Origin of the sequence: Fischerella thermalis PCC 7521 (assembly GCF_000317225.1) — a bacterium.
In the GTDB taxonomy this organism is placed as follows: Bacteria; Cyanobacteriota; Cyanobacteriia; order Cyanobacteriales; family Nostocaceae; genus Fischerella; species Fischerella thermalis.
Genome location: NZ_AJLL01000037.1, coordinates 82,489 through 101,563 on the forward strand (window position 1 = coordinate 82,489; position 19,075 = coordinate 101,563).

At 43.1% G+C, this 19,075-nt stretch carries 15 protein-coding genes; 7 read left to right on the forward strand and 8 right to left on the reverse strand.

What is annotated here, in order from left to right; genetic code table 11:
* Nucleotides 1-27: 27 nt before the first annotated feature.
* The 3 genes from cphA to UYK_RS26035 all read right to left on the reverse strand — a co-directional run bounded on the left by cphA (nucleotide 28) and on the right by UYK_RS26035 (nucleotide 4,152).
* Nucleotides 28-2,730: a cyanophycin synthetase gene (gene cphA, locus UYK_RS0109295; protein WP_009456001.1), complete on the reverse strand. Its 2,703-nt coding sequence runs from the start codon at nucleotides 2,728-2,730 to the stop codon at nucleotides 28-30.
* Between the two features lie 172 nt (nucleotides 2,731-2,902).
* Nucleotides 2,903-3,766 carry a cyanophycinase gene (locus UYK_RS0109300; protein ID WP_009455999.1) on the reverse strand — a complete coding sequence of 288 codons (864 nt, stop codon included), beginning with the start codon at nucleotides 3,764-3,766 and terminating at the stop codon, nucleotides 2,903-2,905.
* 119 nt (nucleotides 3,767-3,885) lie between these two features.
* A complete protein-coding gene (locus UYK_RS26035) occupies nucleotides 3,886-4,152 on the reverse strand; it encodes a hypothetical protein (protein WP_102205944.1) in 267 nt (88 codons plus the stop codon).
* Nucleotides 4,153-4,856: 704 nt separating this feature from the next.
* Here UYK_RS26035 and trmD point away from each other — a divergent pair.
* The 6 genes from trmD to argH all read left to right on the forward strand — a co-directional run bounded on the left by trmD (nucleotide 4,857) and on the right by argH (nucleotide 11,247).
* Nucleotides 4,857-5,585, forward strand: coding sequence for a tRNA (guanosine(37)-N1)-methyltransferase TrmD (gene trmD, locus UYK_RS0109305; protein WP_009455997.1), 729 nt, complete (start codon nucleotides 4,857-4,859; stop codon nucleotides 5,583-5,585).
* Nucleotides 5,586-5,695: 110 nt separating this feature from the next.
* Nucleotides 5,696-6,175 (forward strand): 2-C-methyl-D-erythritol 2,4-cyclodiphosphate synthase, encoded by a 480-nt coding sequence (ispF, locus tag UYK_RS0109310; RefSeq protein ID WP_009455995.1) that lies wholly within the window; start codon nucleotides 5,696-5,698, stop codon nucleotides 6,173-6,175.
* 126 nt (nucleotides 6,176-6,301) lie between these two features.
* Complete coding sequence (locus tag UYK_RS0109315) at nucleotides 6,302-8,098, forward strand: ABC transporter substrate-binding protein (RefSeq protein WP_016871306.1); 1,797 nt, start codon at nucleotides 6,302-6,304, stop codon at nucleotides 8,096-8,098.
* A 321-nt stretch (nucleotides 8,099-8,419) separates the two neighbouring features.
* Nucleotides 8,420-9,208, forward strand: coding sequence for a nickel pincer cofactor biosynthesis protein LarB (gene larB, locus UYK_RS0109320; protein ID WP_009455990.1), 789 nt, complete (start codon nucleotides 8,420-8,422; stop codon nucleotides 9,206-9,208).
* A 299-nt stretch (nucleotides 9,209-9,507) separates the two neighbouring features.
* Nucleotides 9,508-9,693, forward strand: coding sequence for a hypothetical protein (locus UYK_RS0109325; protein WP_016871307.1), 186 nt, complete (start codon nucleotides 9,508-9,510; stop codon nucleotides 9,691-9,693).
* 153 nt (nucleotides 9,694-9,846) lie between these two features.
* Nucleotides 9,847-11,247 (forward strand): argininosuccinate lyase, encoded by a 1,401-nt coding sequence (gene argH, locus UYK_RS0109335; protein ID WP_016871308.1) that lies wholly within the window; start codon nucleotides 9,847-9,849, stop codon nucleotides 11,245-11,247.
* A gap of 97 nt (nucleotides 11,248-11,344) precedes the next feature.
* On the opposite strand, the gene UYK_RS0109340 is transcribed toward argH, so the two are convergent.
* From UYK_RS0109340 to UYK_RS0109355, 4 genes are all read right to left on the reverse strand, one after another.
* The gene (locus tag UYK_RS0109340; protein ID WP_016871309.1) at nucleotides 11,345-12,994 is read right to left on the reverse strand and encodes a mechanosensitive ion channel; all 1,650 of its coding nucleotides are present in this window, start codon (nucleotides 12,992-12,994) and stop codon (nucleotides 11,345-11,347) included.
* Nucleotides 12,995-13,420: 426 nt separating this feature from the next.
* Nucleotides 13,421-15,094, reverse strand: coding sequence for an L-aspartate oxidase (gene nadB / locus UYK_RS0109345; RefSeq protein WP_026086416.1), 1,674 nt, complete (start codon nucleotides 15,092-15,094; stop codon nucleotides 13,421-13,423).
* Between the two features lie 62 nt (nucleotides 15,095-15,156).
* A complete protein-coding gene (gene tatC / locus UYK_RS0109350) occupies nucleotides 15,157-15,960 on the reverse strand; it encodes a twin-arginine translocase subunit TatC (RefSeq protein WP_009455974.1) in 804 nt (267 codons plus the stop codon).
* Between the two features lie 201 nt (nucleotides 15,961-16,161).
* A complete protein-coding gene (locus UYK_RS0109355) occupies nucleotides 16,162-16,512 on the reverse strand; it encodes a hypothetical protein (RefSeq protein WP_009455973.1) in 351 nt (116 codons plus the stop codon).
* 384 nt (nucleotides 16,513-16,896) lie between these two features.
* On the opposite strand from UYK_RS0109355, the gene UYK_RS0109360 reads away from it, so the two are divergent.
* On the forward strand, nucleotides 16,897-17,907 hold the full coding sequence (locus tag UYK_RS0109360; RefSeq protein ID WP_235182315.1) for a DMT family transporter: 1,011 nt from the start codon (nucleotides 16,897-16,899) through the stop codon (nucleotides 17,905-17,907).
* Nucleotides 17,908-18,082: 175 nt separating this feature from the next.
* Here the strand turns inward: UYK_RS0109360 and purU are convergent, their stop codons facing one another.
* On the reverse strand, nucleotides 18,083-18,937 hold the full coding sequence (purU, locus tag UYK_RS0109365) for a formyltetrahydrofolate deformylase (protein WP_009455970.1): 855 nt from the start codon (nucleotides 18,935-18,937) through the stop codon (nucleotides 18,083-18,085).
* Between the last annotated feature and the right edge of the window lie 138 nt (nucleotides 18,938-19,075).

Consider the following 19,075-nt stretch of genomic DNA (forward strand, 5'->3'; position numbering starts at 1 on the left):
AAATGACCAATGACAAATGACCATTGACTAAATAATTGAATTGACAATAGATGAAGTCACACCCATATGAGCATCTACAGTTGCGGGGGTGGTATTTTGTTGGGAAACTTCTTCTTTCACAACACCACGCGCCTTAATCAACTTGATGGCACGATTGACGCTTTCTGGCAAGATTACCACCAAACTGTTCTCAGGGGCAATATCCAAGGCTTTGTTAATGGCTTGGGTTTCATCGAGAATTGCTTCAAATTCGTAATTAGGGTTGACTTGCTTAATACCTTGAATAATTAATTCCGCAGCCGAACCGCGCGCCCTACCTCTGGTGTCGTCATCTTCTTTGACAATTACGTAGTCAAAAATTTCGGCTGACAACTTACCCAAAGCTACAAAGTCTTGATCACGCCGATCGCCAGGTCCACCTATAACACCAATGCGATCGCCATTTGTCCAGTTGCGGACAAAGGAACCTAAAGCTTCGTAACTATGGGGATTGTGGGCATAATCTACCAAAGCGTGGAAGTTACCCAAGTTAAACAAGTTCATCCGTCCTGGTGTTTGACTTACCGAAGCCCGGAATGTATTTAAGCCAGCCCGAATTTGCTCAATTGACACATTTTGCACAAACGCCGCTAAGGAAGCTGCCAAAGCGTTGGCAATCATAAATGGGGCCCGTCCACCCATTGTCAGGGGAATATTTTCTGCCCGTTCGATGCGGTGCGTCCAATCACCTTTTAATATTGACAAAAAGCCATTTTCGTACACTGCTGCAACTGCACCCTTTTGGATGTGGTTTCGCACCAATTCCGATTCTGGGTTCATAGTGAAGTAGGCAATATTGGCTTTTGTTCGTTCTGCGATCGCAGCCACGCGGGGATCATCGGCGTTAAGAACAGCGTAGCCATCAGGATAAACGGCTTCGGCAACCACACTCTTGAGATGTGCCAACTGGTCGATTGTGTCAATGTCACCAATACCCAAGTGATCAGCAGCAACATTTAACACTACACCGACATTGGCAGCTTCAAAGGCCAAGCCAGAGCGGAGAATCCCGCCCCTAGCGGTTTCCAAAACTGCTACTTCAACTGTCGGGTCTTGCAAAATTAACTGAGCGCTTTGTGGGCCTGTGTTGTCCCCGACTTCTACTAAGTAATCACCGATATAAGTTCCGTCTGTGGTCGTATAACCTACTACCTTACCTGTCTGTTTGTAGATGTGAGCCAGGAGGCGGGTAGTGGTCGTCTTGCCATTTGTACCCGTGACACTCAAAATCGGAATCCGGCTAGCTTGTTCGTTGGGGAACAGCATATCAATCACTGCTCCTGCAACGTTACGGGGGGTGCCTTGACTGGGGGCAACATGCATCCGGAAGCCGGGAGCAGCATTGACTTCCACAATTACACCATCAACCTCTCGTAAGGGGCGGCTAATATCCGATGTGACAATATCAATGCCGGCGATATCTAAACCGATAATCTTGACGATACGCTGGGCTAACCAAACGTTTTCTGGGTGAATTTCATCTGTTCTATCTACAGCAATACCACCCGTACTTAAGTTTGCCGTTGCCCGTAAATAGCAAATTTCGTCTTTCGCTAATACACTGTCGAGGGTGTAACCTTGCCTTTCCAGTAACTGATAACTGGTACGATCTAGTTCAATTTTGGTGAGAACTTTATCATGTCCCTCACCACGATTTGGGTCTTTATTGGTTTCCTCTATCAATTCCGCAATGGTAGATCTGCCATCACCAACCACATGAGCAGGTACACGTTCCGCAACTGCCACTACTTTGCCGTCTACAACCAAGACTCGATGGTCACGTCCCTTGTAATACCGCTCTACAATAATTGAGCGAGAAATTTGTCTGGCGGCGTCGTAGGCTACCTCTGCTTCTTCCCAATTTTGGATGTCGATGGTGATGCCACGCCCGTGATTTCCGTCTAAGGGTTTAATAACAATGGGATAGCCTCCAACATATTCAATTGCCTCTGGCAAATCGTCCAAAAAGTTAATTACCGTACCTTTGGGAACTGGTACTCCTGCATTTGCGAGTATGCGTTTGGTGGCTTCTTTGTCGCAAGCTAGTTCTACTCCCAAGATACCGGTGTTATCGGTCATGGTTGCTTGCATCCGCTTTTGGTTGACACCATAGCCCAGTTGAATTAAGAAGCGTGCCCCTAGTTGCATCCAGGGAATACCTCTTTTTTCAGCTTCTTTGACGATTGACTCTGTGGAAGGTCCCAAGGCTGCATCACGCCATAAGTCTTTCAGGTCTTGTAAATCTTGTTCTAGCTCCGCCTTTGGATAACGACCTCGGTCAACAATACTTTGGCACAGCCGGACTGCGGCTCTACCTGCATAGCGTCCGGCTTCCTCATTTAGATACTCAAAGACGACTTGGTAAACACCCGATGTAGACGTTTCCCGAGTACGACCGAAACCGACGTGCATACCGGCTAATTCTTGCAGTTCTAAGGCGACATGTTCCACAATGTGACCCATCATGGTGCCTTCGCGTACTCGCATCAAAAAACCACCACGACAGCCAGGCGAGCAGTAGTGACCTTCCAGACTAGGCAGAGCCTCAACTAGTCCTTCATAAAAGCCAGGGATTTCATTCGAGGGCGTCTCGGCAAGATTTTCTAGATCAAGGCGCATGACGATCAGCTTGTGGCGTCGAATGCTCCAGTAGTTGGGGCCGCGTAAGGTCTGGATTTTGAGGATTCTCATGGGAATAGGTAGATGGAGATTCGGAACCAAAATTCTAGTTTCTTACTGAAATTGACCGCCAAACTGTTCATGGTAAACAGTTTTTTTCTTCTTACATCGTAGTACTCTCATTTTTCTGCTGCAACGTAGAATTGCGCGATCAACTCAGTGTAACTCCAGATACTTAAGTCCGTCAGTTGGAGATGCGGTAGACAGCAGGTAAAACAGTGCGTTGGTAAAGGTGGAAGCGATCGCCATGACTGAGAATGTGTAGGCGCAAATTGTGAAGATTCAAAGGTTCAGTTGCTCCCACATGGGGTTCGTTTGTGTGAGTGACTTCGGTCGGGTCTATTATTGTAACTGAACCCTTGCCCAAAACTTGTAACCAACCATCGCGTTCAAACAGCGCACAAGTGTCTTCATCAATGCCAATCCCCAGACGATCTGGGTGAGAAGCGATCGCACTCATCAAACGTCCCATACGATTACGATTGTTAAAATGTTGGTCTACAATCACCTCAGGGATAAATCCCAAACCAGTAGCCATATCCACCAGGGAACGATTGGGTGACTCACCACTACCACCGCCTGCTATCATGTGATGTCCCATGACAGCCGCACCTGCGCTAGTACCTGCGAGAGTTAGTTCTCCAGATCTAACTCGCTGCCGGATAATATCCATTGCTGGTGTGTCTGATAAGACACCACACAATCGCAATTGATCACCTCCTGTTAAAAAAACCCCGGTACAAGCTTCCAGGGACTGTTGGTAATCACGGTATTCACACTGCTCCCTTTCTCGTATGTCCAGAAGCTCAACTTTTTTAGCACCCATATCCTCAAAAATACGGATATAGCGACCACCGATGATAGAGGGTTCACGAGAGGCAGAGGGAATAATTGCTATGTGGGCGTCATTAGCACCAGCACGAGCAAAAAAAGTCCGCAAAATCTCGCGGCCATGGACTTTGTCTTCTGCGCCTCCGATCACCAGAACGGCAGTTTTTGTTGCTTGGGGTGTCCTCATTTCCAGCAATTTAGCTTGTAATTCCGGCATTGTGTTTCTCCTGTCAACAACTTCAGGTGAAAATTACAAGGTCAGCAGCCCAATTATTTTTGCGCCTAAATTGGTAATGGGTAATTGGTAATGGGTAATTGGTAATGGGTAATTGGTAATTAAGATACTGATGATTTTCCAATACTCAATGCCCGATGCCCAATCCCCAATCCCCAATCCCCCATATTCCTTGCCGTCACGGTGGCAACAGATTTGCAGTTATAGTTAATAGCATCTTGTTGTAGTGACTGCGATCGCAATACCATGAGCTTGTAGACGCTTTGTCGCGTGTCCCTCGGGTGGTTGTCCATTTGAGTGTCTCCTCGAATTTTGGGAAACACAAACAGATATTGACGCACTTTCTTTTTGAGGCTGGTTCGATGCATCCTGGAAGTTGTTAACCTAGTCAGAATAGTGAAGTACCTACCACTAAACGCTTCGCGTTATAGGGGAGGTTTCGCGTCTCATTTGCTGATGCTCTGTTGGGGACATGATTTTAATGATGTTTGTCTGTGAAGACAATCAGAGCCTTCCTCAGCATCTCTGGCTTTTGTGCCTTTATCTCCTCAAAGGAGAACCCGCGCAGCCACCCTGCTTCCCAAGGCAGTTATTAAGTTAATTTTTCATCTTCCGGCTGATATCCCACTGCTAACTTTGGGTATAGCCCAGGACTTAAGCCGAATTAGTTAAATTTAGATGTGACAATATTTAAACATAAATTAAGTAATTAGAAAAACTTTTATTGACTCATAGAATGCCACTATTTCTAGTACTTATAGATACAACTAGATACAACCAACCAAACTCATATGTGTTACATACAACATCGGCTAGTTTGAAGCCAACGCCAAAAAGCAGCTATGCTGCTATGCTGTAGACGCTCGTTCAGACTATGTATCTGGTGGGTAGGCAAAAAGGAAACACCAAAAGTTTTTGCCTTTGGCAACAATTTTTGGTAATCCTGGCAGAAAGAATTAATCACCATAACATCTACCCATTTTGTGACTTGTTTATTAACTTTCTAATGATTTCTGCCGTACTGTGCTGGACATTCCAAATTTAAGATTAGTGTTCTCCAATACGAAATACTGTGCGCTTTGATATAGTTACGCTATTTCCTGATAGTTTTACCTCTATTTTGAGTTCCGGGCTGATTGGTAAAGCCTTGGCCAAACAGATTGCTCAGGTCAATTTAATAAATCCCCGCGACTTTACTACCGATAAGCATCGTAAAGTCGATGATGAACCCTACGGCGGCGGTGTCGGAATGCTCATGAAACCAGAACCAATTTTTGCCGCCGTTGAATCCCTACCTGTTTTACCCAGAAGAGAGGTGATTCTGATGAGTCCCCAAGGACAAACAATAAATCAACCTCTGTTACGAGAATTAGCAACCAATTATGACCAATTGGTGGTCATTTGTGGTCACTATGAAGGTGTAGATGAGCGAGTACTGCATTTAGTCACCCGTGAAATATCTTTGGGTGATTTTATTCTGACCGGTGGGGAAATTCCAGCAATGGCTTTGATTAATGGTGTAATGCGCCTACTACCAGGAACTGTTGGTAAGGTCGAGTCCCTCAAATCAGAAAGTTTTGAAGAAGGATTATTAGATTATCCCCAATACACCCGTCCAGCAAATTTCCGTGGCTGGAAAGTACCAGATGTGCTACTGTCTGGCAATCATACTGAAATTGCTAAGTGGCGATTAGAACAACAAATCAAAAGAACAGGCGATCGCCGTCCTGATTTGCTCAAGGCTTGGCTAGAAGAGAAGGAAGGGAAAGATGGGGAACTCGGTACCTCTGGAGGGGATTAGGGGAGATGGGGAGGTGGGGAGTGTGAGGGGTGTGAGGTGTGTGAGGAGTAAGTATTAAACAACTACTAACTACTAACTACTAAGAATTGACATTTGACACTGGACTAAAAATGAACATTCGGATTGGCAACGGTTATGATATTCATCGACTAGTGAGCGATCGTCCTCTGATTCTTGGCGGTATCAATATACCTCACTCTCTGGGTTTGCTAGGCCATAGTGATGCTGATGTCCTCACCCACGCGATTATGGATGCTATGCTAGGAGCTTTATCGCTAGGCGATATTGGACATTATTTTCCCCCTAGCGATCCGCAATGGGCAGGTGCTGATAGTTTGGTGTTATTGAGTAAAGTTCACCAACTTATTCGCTCTCAAGGCTGGCAAATAGGCAATATAGACTCGGTGGTAGTAGCAGAACGCCCAAAATTAAAACCTCATATTCAAAAGATGAAGGAAAAAATTGCAGGAGTTTTACAATTACAACCAAATCAAGTTGGAATTAAAGCTACTACCAATGAAAAACTAGGTCCTGTTGGGGAAGAACAAGGTATTTGCGCTTATGCAGTGGTTTTACTTTTACAAGGGTAATTTATTCAGTTAAACCCACTCAATTAGGTGAAATAGTTCATAATTATAGTCAGCTTTTAGCTGACTTGAGCTATTAGCGTCAAATTTAGTTGAGAGCAAATAAAAATATTTTGATATTAATAAATGATGAGTTTTGCTAGTATCTTTCCCTCTATTAAGCGTTTTCGCTTATTAATAATTCTGGCTTTAATCACCGCACTGGTAACTGTTGCTTGCAACCCGTCTAATTATCAAACAAAAGCTGCTCAAGTGCCGCAAATGATTGTGGCTGTTTTGGGTGAGCCTTCCACTTTTAACCCAGCCCTAAATGAGTCAGCATACAGTGTCTTTGGACCCCTTTATGACTCATTAATTAACGAAAATCCTCTTACTAATGAGTTAGAACCTGGTTTGGCTGAGTCTTGGCAAGTTCTTGACAATGGACAGCGAGTTGTCATCACTCTCAAAAAAGGACTTAAGTGGTCAGATGGTAAACCAATGACTGCTGATGATATTGTATTTAGCTACAATGACATTTACCTAAACCCCAAAATACCCACGCCGACGAAAGATTCTTTAAGAATTAATGAGCGTGGTGATACTCCTAAGGTAAGCAAAATAGATGACCTGAAAGTAGAATTCACTGTACCGGAACCTTTTGCTCCTTTTTTGAGATGGGTAGGTGGTATTACAATTTTGCCTGCTCATGCTCTCAAAGAATCTGTCCACACAACCGATTCTGGTGGTAATCCCAAGTTTCTAACAATGTGGACAACAGGCACTGATCCCAAAGAAATTATTGGTAATGGGCCTTATGTTATGGAAACTTATATCCCCAGTCAGCGAGTCATATTCCGACGCAATCCATACTATTGGCGCAAAGATGCTCAAGGCAATCCTCAACCTTACATAGAAAGGTTGATTTTCCAGATAATTGAATCGACTGATAACCAGTTAATCAGTTTCCGCTCCGGACAGTTGGATAATCTCGAAGTTCCTCCAGAAGGTTTTAGTTTATTGAAGCGGGAAGAAAAACGAGCAAAGTTTAAAATTTATAATGGTGGACCAGATACTGGCACTACATTTATTTCTTTTAATCTCAATCAAGCTAAAAATGCTAAGGGTCAGCCTTTTGTAGATCCGATAAAATCTCGTTGGTTTAATAAGAAGGAATTTAGACAAGCAGTAGCCTATGCCATTGACCGCGAAACAATGAAAACAAATGCATTTCGTGGCTTAGGTGAGTTGCAAAATTCCTTCGTTTATGTCAAAAGTCCCTACTTTCTGCCTCCAGAAAAAGGCTTAAAAGTTTACAATTATGATCCAGAAAAAGCCAAGAAATTACTTTTGCAAGCAGGGTTCAAATACAATGGCCAAAATCAGCTAGTAGATGAAGATGGCAATCGAGTGAGATTCACCCTACTGACGAACGCTGAAAGGAAAGTTAGGGGGGATATGGCTGCACAAATTAGGCAGGATTTAGCTAAGATTGGCATTCAAGTTGATTTGCAAATCCTCAGTTTCAACGCTTATCTGGAAAAACTGAAAGTCACTCAAGATTGGGATTGTTATCTTGGTGGTTTTGCTGGTGGTGGTGTTGAACCTCACAGTGCTAGTAACATCTGGAGAATTAACGGTGCATCCCATGCGTTTAATCTTGGTCCTCAGCCAGGGGATCCACCTATGACTGGTTGGGTAGTTTCTGATTGGGAAAAGGAAATTGACCGTCTTTATATTAAGGGCGCTCAAGAAATAGATGAAAACAAACGCAAGGAAATTTATTACGAGTATCAGCGCATAGCCTCAGAACAATTACCATTTATTCACTTGGTAGAAAGATTAGATTTGCAGGCAGTACGCGATCGCTTCCAAGGCATCAAGTATACCGCCCTCGGTGGCCCGTTCTGGAACCTTTATGAGTTAAAAATTGCTGAGGAAAATTAAATTAAAGTGGGGAGGTGGGGTGATGGGGGAGTGTGAAGGGTATGAGGAGTGTGTATGTAGACGCGTAGCGGTGAGGGGGTCGCAGACGCCACGTGCTACAACTCTTGAACCCCCAAGGACGCAGTGGCTCCGTTTTCCGTCACGTAGACGCGCTCATAGGCTTAAGGTAAGGGTATGGGAACCCCCGTAGACGCCCGGAGGGCTTCCTGTAGTGGTGGAGTGTGAAGAATGGAAAATAACTACTAACCGATGTAGAAACGTGCCATGGCACGTCTGGTACAACTAACAAACAACAAACAAACAACCAATGACCATTGACAAATGACAAATGACGAAAATTTGCGATCGCTACTTGAAGCTGTTGCCAATGGTAATGTTTCCCTGGATGTGGCCCTGGATGAACTCAAATATTTAGCTTATGAACCTGTGGGTGAGTTTGCCAAAATTGACAATCATCGCACCATCAGAACTGGTTTTCCGGAGGTGATTTGGGGCCCTGGTAAAACCCCCTCTCAAATTGCTCAAATTATGGAGACAATGCGTCTACGTAATCCTGTAGTTATGGCAACTCGCATTGTACCGGAGATTTATGCAGCACTGCAACCCAAGGTGAGAGATTTACGATACTACGAATCAGCAAGAATTTGTGCGATCGCTCCTCCCAATCTTCAGCCACGTTATCCTGGCACAATTGGCATTATTTCTGCTGGTACAGCCGATTTACCTGTAGCTGAAGAAGCCGCTGTCACCGCAGAACTTTCCGGCTTTCGTGTCCAGCGCCTCTGGGATGTGGGAGTCGCCGGCATTCACCGCTTGCTGAGTAACCGCCACGTGATTGCAAATGCCTCTGTGTTGATTGTCGTCGCAGGTATGGAGGGTGCTTTACCCAGTGTAGTAGCAGGTTTAGCAGACTGTCCGGTGATTGCTGTTCCTACTAGCATTGGTTACGGTGCAAGTTTCGGAGGTTTAGCACCTCTATTGACAATGCTCAACTCTTGTGCATCTGGAGTTGGTGTAGTGAATATTGATAATGGCTTTGGCGCAGCAGTGTTAGCAGGAAAAATTTTGCGAACAGCCGAGAAATTGCGGATGGCATCATCTGATTCTTGAGTTATAACGGTGATGTTACTTTTACATTAGTGAAAAACATCACTCAGAAATGAAACTTTTGATCGCGTTGGCTGCCTTTGCTTTAAGCTTTTGGCTAACGATCAGTATCTCGATGTAATCAGAGGGAAAGGGCAAAGATGTAATACCATTTTTGATTTTGGATTGGAAAGTGGAGAACTCGGATCCCTAAAAGGGATCAGGAGAAACGGTGATCAGGGATTGGTGAAAAGTTCTTCCTTGTCCCCCTTTAACCCTTATTCAAGAATAAATTTGAACAAATTCAATTACTTAGTGATTCGATGTCTCAGTTAATTTGGCATTTACCGGAAAATTTGAATATCCTAGCTCAAAACATCACTGATCCAAATCTTATTGGTCAGATGCAAAAAGCCTTTACGCATTTTGTCCAATCAGGCCAAGCCTGGGCGCTCTTGATTGGATTGGCAATTGGTTATATGATTCGGAATCTGACAAGTTTTGGTTAGTGGTTATTTGTTGATGGTTGATTGTTGGTTGTTAGTGGTTAGTGGATAGTGGTTAGTGGTTAGTTGTTATTCCTCTACTCCTCACACTCCCCACACTCCCCACCTCCCTTGTCCCCCTTCCAATCCCCAGTCCCCGATCCCCAGCCTCTGAACATGACTCAACAGCAAACTTGGAGCCAGCGATTTGAATTAGCCTTGCATCCTGCGATCGCTCGTTTTAATGCAAGTATTAGTTTTGACATTGAGTTAATAGAATATGATTTGACTGGCTCTGTTGCTCATGCCCAGATGCTAACTAAATGTGGGATCATTTCTCCCGAAGAAGGAGAACAATTAGTTGCTGGTTTAGAACAAATCCGGCAAGAATATCGCCAAGGCAAGTTTAACCCCGGTATGGAAGCAGAAGACGTACACTTTGCTGTTGAGCATCGCCTTGTGGAAATTATTGGGGATGTGGGTAAAAAATTACACACAGGGCGTTCCCGCAACGACCAAGTAGGAACAGATACTAGATTGTATCTACGTGATCAGATCCAACAAATTCGTCAGCAACTGCGAGAATTCCAAAGTGTCCTGTTAGATATTGCTGATAATCACGTTGAAACTTTAATACCTGGTTACACCCACTTGCAACGCGCCCAACCCTTGAGTTTAGCTCACCACTTGTTGGCATACTTTCAAATGGCACAACGAGACTGGGAACGCTTGGGAGATGTTTGGAAGCGAGTGAATATTTCACCTTTGGGCTGTGGTGCTTTGGCTGGAACAACTTTCCCAATTGACCGCCATTACACAGCCCAACTATTGGATTTTGATAGTGTTTATGCTAACAGTCTGGATGGGGTGAGCGATCGCGATTTTGCGATCGAATTTTTGTGTGCTGCCAGCTTAATTATGGTTCATTTGAGCCGACTTTCAGAAGAAATCATTCTTTGGGCATCTGAAGAATTTGGTTTTGTCACCCTGAAAGATAGCTGTGCAACTGGTTCCAGCATCATGCCTCAAAAGAAAAACCCTGATGTCCCAGAATTAGTGCGGGGAAAAACTGGGCGTGTCTTCGGTCATCTCCAAGCTTTGTTAGTAATTATGAAGGGACTGCCCTTGGCATACAACAAAGATCTACAAGAAGACAAAGAAGCTTTATTTGATAGTGTTAAAACCGTCAAAGCATGTCTAGAAGCAATGACAATTTTGCTACGGGAGGGTCTGGAATTTCGTACCCAGCGCCTAGCACAAGCAGTATGTGAAGACTTTTCCAATGCTACCGATGTAGCCGATTATCTAGCAGCACGAGGTGTACCATTTCGAGAAGCATACAACCTTGTGGGTAAAGTAGTAAAAACCAGCATTGCTGCTGGCAAACTCCTGAAAGATTTAACCCTGGAAGAGTGGAAACAACTTCATCCAGCATTCGCAGCCGACATTTACGAAGCAATATCTCCTCGACAAGTAGTTGCTGCTCGTAATAGCTACGGTGGTACAGGTTTTGAGCAGGTAAGAATAGCATTATCTCATGCCCGTACTCAAATTGAGATTAATTCACCAACAAAATAAACCGAGTTTTTGTGGTAACAAAAACCCGGTTTATAACTTCAAGCTGTAATACTAAATTAGTGTTTTGGATTTTTGAGTGACGTGCTTGTAAGCTCCATTAACCTCTATTTTTGAAAGATTCTAACCATTCTTGGACTTGTTCTCTGGCAAGATCGCGAGATCCTAAACCAAAAGCAAGAGCGATCGCCACTGCAATCGCACCTAGTAGCAAGCCAAAGGCGAGATTGACAATATCGGGTGCAACACCAATTTGTTGTAATGCCATTGCGGTGACTAGAGTGATAATTGCTATCCGTGTCACCTGACCTAAAATTCTAGCTTGGGGATTACCAGAACTAGTAATAATGTTGAAAGCTAGATTGGCTAGATATAAACCGATAGCAAATATAATCACTCCAGCCAAGATGCGTCCGAGTACGACAACAATACCAGTTACTAGCATTGTTAGGGCAGGGATATTAAGGATATTGACTGCTGCCACAGTCGCAAACAACATAATCCCAACTAATACAATAATGCCCGCAATTTCCGAGGGGGTGCGGCTGGGGGGGGTGGGTGCTGTTGGTTCTTCTGCGGGAATCACAATCCGTCTTGGGGGCGGTGATATACCCAACACGGACAAAATATTGTTAAAACCTATACTGGTCAAAATGTTAGTGACTAAATCTGCCACAAACCGCCCCAAGAAATAGGCAAGAATTAAAATGGCGATCGCTGTGAAGATGGCGGGAAGCACATTGAGAACTTGTTGCAACATCGCGATTGCCGGCACTGAAATCGCTGCTATTTGTAGAGTATTCAAAGCTGCGATCGCTACAGGAATCAAAATTAGAACATAAACAATTGTGCCAATGATTCTGGAAAGAGGTTGAGTTCCCTCAGTGCGTGATAATCCTAATCGAGTTCCTAAATTGTCAATTCCTGTTGCTGCGAGTAAATTGGTGACAATCCGTTGAACAATAGTTGCTATGAACCAACCGACAACACCAATAATGATTGCTCCAAGGACGTTCGGTAGAATTGCCAAAATCTCTGTTACCAGTGTTTCTACTGGTTGTAGTGCCCGTTGTAACCCCAGAGTATCTAGTATTGGTATCAAAAATAGTAAAAAGATGAACCAATACAGAGCATTACCAATGGTATTACTCAGAGGCAATTGATTTTGAGTAGTACCGCCATCTTCTGGCGGACTTAAACGTTCGTCTATTCTTAACGCCTGCAATCCTCTGATTGTGATTAGCTTGACAACACTGGCTACTAACCAAGCAACTCCTGCAAAAATCAGCGCACCCACCAATCTAGGTAAAAAGTCGCCAATTTGATTGAGAAAAGTATTCAGTGGTTGTGAAGCAACTCTTAATTCCAGTGTGTCTAGAACGGCAACTAAGGTCAGTAGTAGAATGCCCCAAAACACCAAATTGGAAATCAATGTTTCGACTTTGGGAAGTTGGTTGTCTTCACGTCCAACTACACCTGCGGCGATGCGGTTATCTATTTGGGTGCGATTGAGAATTCCTCGTGTGACAGCAGCAACACTAGCAGCAATCAACCAGCCAGCTAACAAAATTAATACTGCTCCCAGCAATCGAGGCAGAAATGCACCTATCTGTTGGAAAGAGTTTTGCACATAGGTGTTGAATCCAGTCTCTTGCGGTGGTAATGTGGGCGATTGTGCTAAAAATTTTTCTACCCTAATCCACAAATCGGCTGCCATTACTTGGGTTATATTTTGCCAAGTTGTATTCATGGTTTTTCGGTATTTAAATTGAAGTTAAATCGCAGAAAACACTGTAGATGCTTTTGATGTAGATTGCCCTGGACAATTCCACATGCCAATAACTTTATAGTGTTTTACGTTTGAATTTAAATTTTAATTTTACAGGCAATTGATCTCAAACATTCTTTGTGAGAATTTTTTAATTTTTTATTGAAAAAGCAAATTATAACATCTATCTATTAGTAGTTGACTAGTATTGACAAATACAATTATTTTATTAGACCATCATGTAATTAATCATTAGTCAAAAATTAATAGCTAATTGTTAGCGATTAATAGTTATATAGTTAGTAATTTATTTATTATTGACTCCCGACTGACCCTAATCCTTATTCTTGCAGCCGTGGGGATTAGGGACAGTGTAAGGCCCAACTACTAACAGCAAATAACCAAAACCTATGTCAATACAGGCGCTTTCCACCAATTGTAATACTGTACCAGTGTATGAACTTGCCAATTAGGATCTGACTGGGGATAATCTAGGCGATAGTGTCCCCCTCTGCTTTCTTTTCTAAAAGCAGCACTGGTGAGGATTAAATAAGCTACATCCAATAGATTGTGAGTTTCTGCCCACAGTCTCAATTGTCGTTCTACATCTGGCAATTTGAAACTAACGCTTTGTTTGGGGTGTAAACAAATTAAAAATTGGCTTAGTTGCAAATCAGCAAAATCTTGCTGCCAAGATTTGACGGTGGCGATCGCGATTTCTAAGCCTGACTGTTCTCGACAGATACCAGCATATTGCCACACTAAACGGGGAATTTTTTGGCGCAAATCTTCTAAATATGCTCGTTGTTTGTGCCAATTATCTAAATCTGTAACAAATTCCCACACTGTTGGAAGCGGTTCTTCACTTACTGATTCACTCTTTAGCTCCAGATGGGCCATCTGCGCGCCAAAAACAATACATTCTAATAAAGAATTACTAGCAAGGCGATTAGCACCATGTACTCCAGTACTTGCAGTTTCTCCGACAGCGTATAAACCGGGAATGTTGGTGCGATTCATCATATCTGTGAGAATACCACCCATCCAGTAATGAGCAGCAGGAGCGACGGGAATTGGTTCGGAAAAAACATCGATACCCCAGCGTTGACAAACATGAATGATGTTAGGGAAGCGGTGACGAATTTTGTCAGCAGGAATAGGGCGCATATCTAACCACACGTGGGCGGTGGCGGGGTCAGCAGTGGTTTTTTGTAAGTGACTAAAAATTGCCCGACTCACGATATCTCTGGGGGCGAGTTCACCAGCCGGATGATAATCAAAAGCAAAACGCCGCCCTTCATTATCTATTAGATGCGCTCCCTCACCACGTACAGCTTCACTAATTAAAAAGCGTTCCGCCCCTGGTTTTGTCAAAGCAGTAGGGTGGAATTGTACAAATTCTAAATCTCTGAGAATTGCTCCAGCACGAGCTGCGATCGCTACTCCATCTCCGGTACTCACAGCTGGGTTAGTGGTTTGAGCAAATACCTGACCACCACCACCTGTTGCTAGCACTACTGCACCAGCTTTGATCCATGTAATTTCACCTTGATAAAACAAGCTAATCCCCTGACAGGTTTGGGTTTGAGGATCTATCCACAAACTCAATGCCAAAGCTTGCTGAATGACTTGAATATTTTTCCGTTGCAGTACCTGTGCAGTCAGAGTGGTGATTACTTCTCTACCTGTAGTATCAGCAGCGTGAAGAACCCGGTGTTTAGAGTGGGCGGCTTCTAAAGTTAAAGCTAAATGATTGTCGTGACGATCAAAAGCAACCCCAAGCTCTACCAGAGATTTAATGCAGTCTGGGGCATGTTCGGCAAGGAATTCGACTGCGGGGCGATCGCACAAACCCGCACCTGCTTTGATTGTATCCTCAATGTGCAACCGTGGTGAATCATCAGGAGCGATCGCAGCAGCAATACCACCCTGCGCCCAATCACTAGCAGACAAGGTTAAAGTTTCTTTGGTAATCAGACCAACTTGTAAGGACTGTGGTAAACAAAGCGCCGTATACAGTCCAGCAGCACCAGCGCCGACTACTAAAACATCAAATTGGTTAAAAATGTCTATCTGCAACAAGGTAGGGGGAGTGGGGAGATGGGGAGTGTGGGGAGTGGGGGAGAGATATTTATCCGTGTCTTCTATTTACCTATGAGCTTAACTAGCCCAATTCCGCTAAAATACAGCCCTAGTACGGCTCCAGCTAGGAGAGTTTGGGTAAGGGGGTCTGTAGAAGGCGTTATGACGGCTCCTAGAACTACTGCACCTAAAATTACATAACGCCAGCCAGAGAGCATTTGTTTTGACGAGACAATTCCTAAACTACCGAGTAAAAGTTGGATAATCGGTACTTGGAATGCTAACCCCGTACTGAATAATAACAACAGGACAAATTCAAAATATTTGTCAATTGACCATAGTTGTTCTACGACATCTGCACCGTAGCTAATAAAGAATTTTAAAGCAGCTGGAATCAGTAGGGAATAAGCAAATACTAAACCTACTGCAAACAGCACTGTTGATCCTAGAACTATAGGAGCTAATAAGCGGCGTTCACGGCGAGTTAAGCCTGGCAGTACAAACTGGACGATTTGGTATAGTATGAAGGGACTAGCGAGGAGCAAACCACTATAGCCTGCGACTTTCAGAGATACAAAAAAGTATTCTCCGGGTGCAAGCTGGAGAAATTTGACTCCTTTGGCTGGCACTTCCAACAACTGAACTATAGGCTTGACAGCAAAAAAACAGCCAACTACACTTACTGCTACTGCAATCAGCGCATAAAAAATCCGCAGTCGCAACTCCTCTAGATGCTCAAAAAGGGTCATTTCGACCTCTCCTGGCAATTCATCCAAAGGATCGGTTTCTTTTTGCTCATCGGTTTCAAAGTCAACACTGGGAGTAGTGTGAGCAGTTACAGTGTTTGCGTCTTGTAAAGGCGTCATGGGTCAGCTAGCGAGCATCATTTGTTAACTATTTTATCTGGGGTCGCCGCTACCCGGATCTCGGACTTCTCGTAGAAGTTGAGAATTTATATCATGCTCACTCATATACTTATGCTGTCGCGTAGGCTGGTAATTGGTAATGGGAAAATCTCCTCCCCAATGACCGATGCCCAATACCCAATAACGAAGCTTTACATCTAGCTATAAATTTCCACCTAATAGATATTCCAATTCTTTCTTTAACGCTTTAATATCTGCAATTCTTGCTACTAGTAAGTTATCCCTGCCAGCATCTATTAAACGTGCTTTCCAATAACGAATACTATCGGAATTCTGCATCCAAAAATTAATCACTGTACCTACAACTTCATCTTTGTCCCAATTCCATTTTTGCGGTACTGGCTCCACAGATTCTAGCAGCGCGTCTAATGTACATGTGTGTGTTGCGATATATTCCACACCTTGGTGTTGTGGTTTGTGCAAATTTTGTTGTTGGTGATTAAAAAATTGTAAAACTTGAGATACTCCAACAATATCAAAAGTATATTTCATTGCTGTTACCCCAATATCAATCTTTTTAAACTAAATATATCTGCAACTGGATTGAAAATGCATCTGAAAAAAAAGTGTTATCACACCTTATGTCATAGGTAGTAAAACACTCAATGAATTAGCACTTTTATATCTTGAGTGCTAAATTTGAACCAGCAAAAAATTAGCAGTAACGTGCATTGAGTGCTAATGTTTATAAGAGTATTTTTCTTAAAATATGAAAAATCTTGAGTTTTTGCAAAGGGGTAAATATTATTTTTAATATTTTTTTAAATTCGTCATTAACTGGCTTCAATGGAAAGCTCGGGGTGAAATTTTCAAGTCAGCATTATCTAATTTATGGGATTTCCTTATCACTTGTGCCTTTTGCCTTTTGCCTTCTTCATGAGTTTTCAAGGTGAAATAGCAGCTTTGTCTGCTGCTTGTTTGTGGGCGATCGCATCTGTGGTGTATAGCCGTTTGGGTGAACGTATCCCGCCTCTGCAACTCAACTTAATGAAAGGCATAGTTGCGATCGCTCTGCTTTTACTCACCATCGTACTGAGTAGCGAATTATTTCCCAGCATTGCTCCTATTCCCCTTTCTCTAATTCTCCTCAGTGGAGTAGTGGGTATTGGTTTTGGTGATACAGTCTTCTTTGCTTCAATCAATAATTTAGGAGCGCGACGCGCTTTACTGATGGGAACCTTAGCCCCACCCATGACAGCTATTGGTGCAATGATTTTTCTCCAAGAACAGCTAAATCTAAGTGCTTGGTGTGGGATTTTGCTGACGATTTTAGGAGTTGCTTGGGTAGTGACAGAACGAACTCCTGAAGGTAGGGGGACGCGGGGAGAGGGGAGCGAAGGGGGACAAGGGAATAGTTTTTCCTCTTCGTCTTCTCGTGTGACAGTAAATCTATGGCGGGGAATAGGGTTTGGAGTATTGGCAGCAATTGCTAATGCTGTGGGGGCTTTGTTTTCGCGTGCAGCATTTGCACAATCTGTTATGAATCCTTTGTGGGCAGCTTTGTTGCGGTTGAGTGCTGGTGTGCTGATTTTGCTAATTTTTACCTTTTCCAAATCTATATTAAAATCACTGCTATACAGGCAAAGCCTACGGAGGCAAGTTTTAGAGTCTCCATCAGAAAACTTATTTAGTATAGCCGAGGCTAGGCAATCACGAGTCTTAGCAGCAATTATTTTTGCAGCTTTTTGCGGAACTTACTTAGGAATTTGGTTACAGCAGATAGCTTTAAAATTTACTGTTGCGGGAGTTGCTTCTACCTTGCTGCAAACTAGTCCGGTGTTTATTATTCCTATTGGAATGTGGCTAGGTGAGAAAGTTACTTGGAGAGCGATCGCAGGTGTGATCATAGCGATCGCGGGAGTTGGATTATTGTTTTATCTGAAGTAGGCGTCAAAAATCTTTGTGTCTTGGAGTCTTAGTGGTTAAAATTTTTACCACCAAGGCACTAAGACACCAAGTATTTTCAACTCAGCTATTTATGAGAAAATTTTACAACCAAATACGAAAACCTCTTCCCCTTTTCTCCAGAGGGAACCCTACTTTCCCTGATCTCTGTTCCCTTTTATTCAAATACTACTGTGCGGTTGCCGTAGACCAACACACGATTTTGTAAATGCGATCGCACTGCTCTTGCTAGGACAATTCTTTCTAAATCTTTTCCTTTTCTAATCAAATCTTCGACTTCATCGCGGTGACTAACCCGCACGACATCTTGTTCAATAATTGGTCCTGCATCTAAATCAGAAGTCACATAATGGGCTGTCGCACCAATAATTTTTACACCTCGTTCAAAAGCTTTTTGGTAAGGATTTGCACCCACAAAAGCTGGTAGAAAAGAGTGGTGAATATTAATAATTTGTGGAAATTTAGCAATAAAATCAGCGCTGAGAATTTGCATATATTTTGCCAACACAACTAAATCAATTTTGTACTCACGCAGTAATTTTAGTTGTTTGGCTTCTTGTTCTAATTTATTATCTTTATTAATAGGAATATAATGATAGTCAATGCCAAATTGCTCTGCGACTTCCTGAAGTGGAAGATGATTGCTGATAATTAAGGGAATTTCCGCAGTAAATTCTTTAGCACGGTGTCGCCAAATTAAGTCAAATAAACAATGGTCTTGCTTACTAACCCAAATGGCAATGCGGGGAACAGTATCAGAAAAGTGTAGTTCCCATTTAGCATTTAATGGTTGAGCGATCGCATTAAAGGCTGGTGCAATAAATTCCCGTGGTAAATTAAATCCTGTTAATTGCCACTCTAGGCGTGTGAGAAATAACTCGGCTGCAAAGTCTGTATGTTGATCTGCATGGATAATATTACCACCATTGGCGTAGATAAAATTGGCGAATTTAGCTACAAGTCCCTGTTGATCGGGACAGGAAATTAATAACGTTGCTGTCGGACTTGACATAGTAATTTTAACTACGGCGAAAATAAAGTTTTGAAAAATCGAACACTGATGAACACAGATGAACACGGATAATCTATCGGTGTGTATCGGTGTGTATCTGTGTTCGTTTACCTCAAAATACGAGGTTTAGGTAGAGTA

What these genes read in the sequence shown, in the direction of transcription:
- argH (WP_016871308.1), top strand. Translation starts at nt 9,847, where the DNA reads ATGACTCAACAGCAAACTTGGAGCCAGCGATTTGAATTAGCCTTGCAT.
- UYK_RS0109315 (WP_016871306.1), top strand. Translation starts at nt 6,302, where the DNA reads ATGAGTTTTGCTAGTATCTTTCCCTCTATTAAGCGTTTTCGCTTATTA.
- UYK_RS0109325 (WP_016871307.1), top strand. Translation starts at nt 9,508, where the DNA reads ATGTCTCAGTTAATTTGGCATTTACCGGAAAATTTGAATATCCTAGCT.
- UYK_RS0109355 (WP_009455973.1), bottom strand. Translation starts at nt 16,512, where the DNA reads ATGAAATATACTTTTGATATTGTTGGAGTATCTCAAGTTTTACAATTT.
- cphA (WP_009456001.1), bottom strand. Translation starts at nt 2,730, where the DNA reads ATGAGAATCCTCAAAATCCAGACCTTACGCGGCCCCAACTACTGGAGC.
- UYK_RS26035 (WP_102205944.1), bottom strand. Translation starts at nt 4,152, where the DNA reads ATGCATCGAACCAGCCTCAAAAAGAAAGTGCGTCAATATCTGTTTGTG.
- UYK_RS0109340 (WP_016871309.1), bottom strand. Translation starts at nt 12,994, where the DNA reads ATGAATACAACTTGGCAAAATATAACCCAAGTAATGGCAGCCGATTTG.
- ispF (WP_009455995.1), top strand. Translation starts at nt 5,696, where the DNA reads ATGAACATTCGGATTGGCAACGGTTATGATATTCATCGACTAGTGAGC.
- UYK_RS0109300 (WP_009455999.1), bottom strand. Translation starts at nt 3,766, where the DNA reads ATGCCGGAATTACAAGCTAAATTGCTGGAAATGAGGACACCCCAAGCA.
- purU (WP_009455970.1), bottom strand. Translation starts at nt 18,937, where the DNA reads ATGTCAAGTCCGACAGCAACGTTATTAATTTCCTGTCCCGATCAACAG.
- UYK_RS0109360 (WP_235182315.1), top strand. Translation starts at nt 16,897, where the DNA reads ATGAGTTTTCAAGGTGAAATAGCAGCTTTGTCTGCTGCTTGTTTGTGG.
- tatC (WP_009455974.1), bottom strand. Translation starts at nt 15,960, where the DNA reads ATGACGCCTTTACAAGACGCAAACACTGTAACTGCTCACACTACTCCC.
- larB (WP_009455990.1), top strand. Translation starts at nt 8,420, where the DNA reads ATGACAAATGACGAAAATTTGCGATCGCTACTTGAAGCTGTTGCCAAT.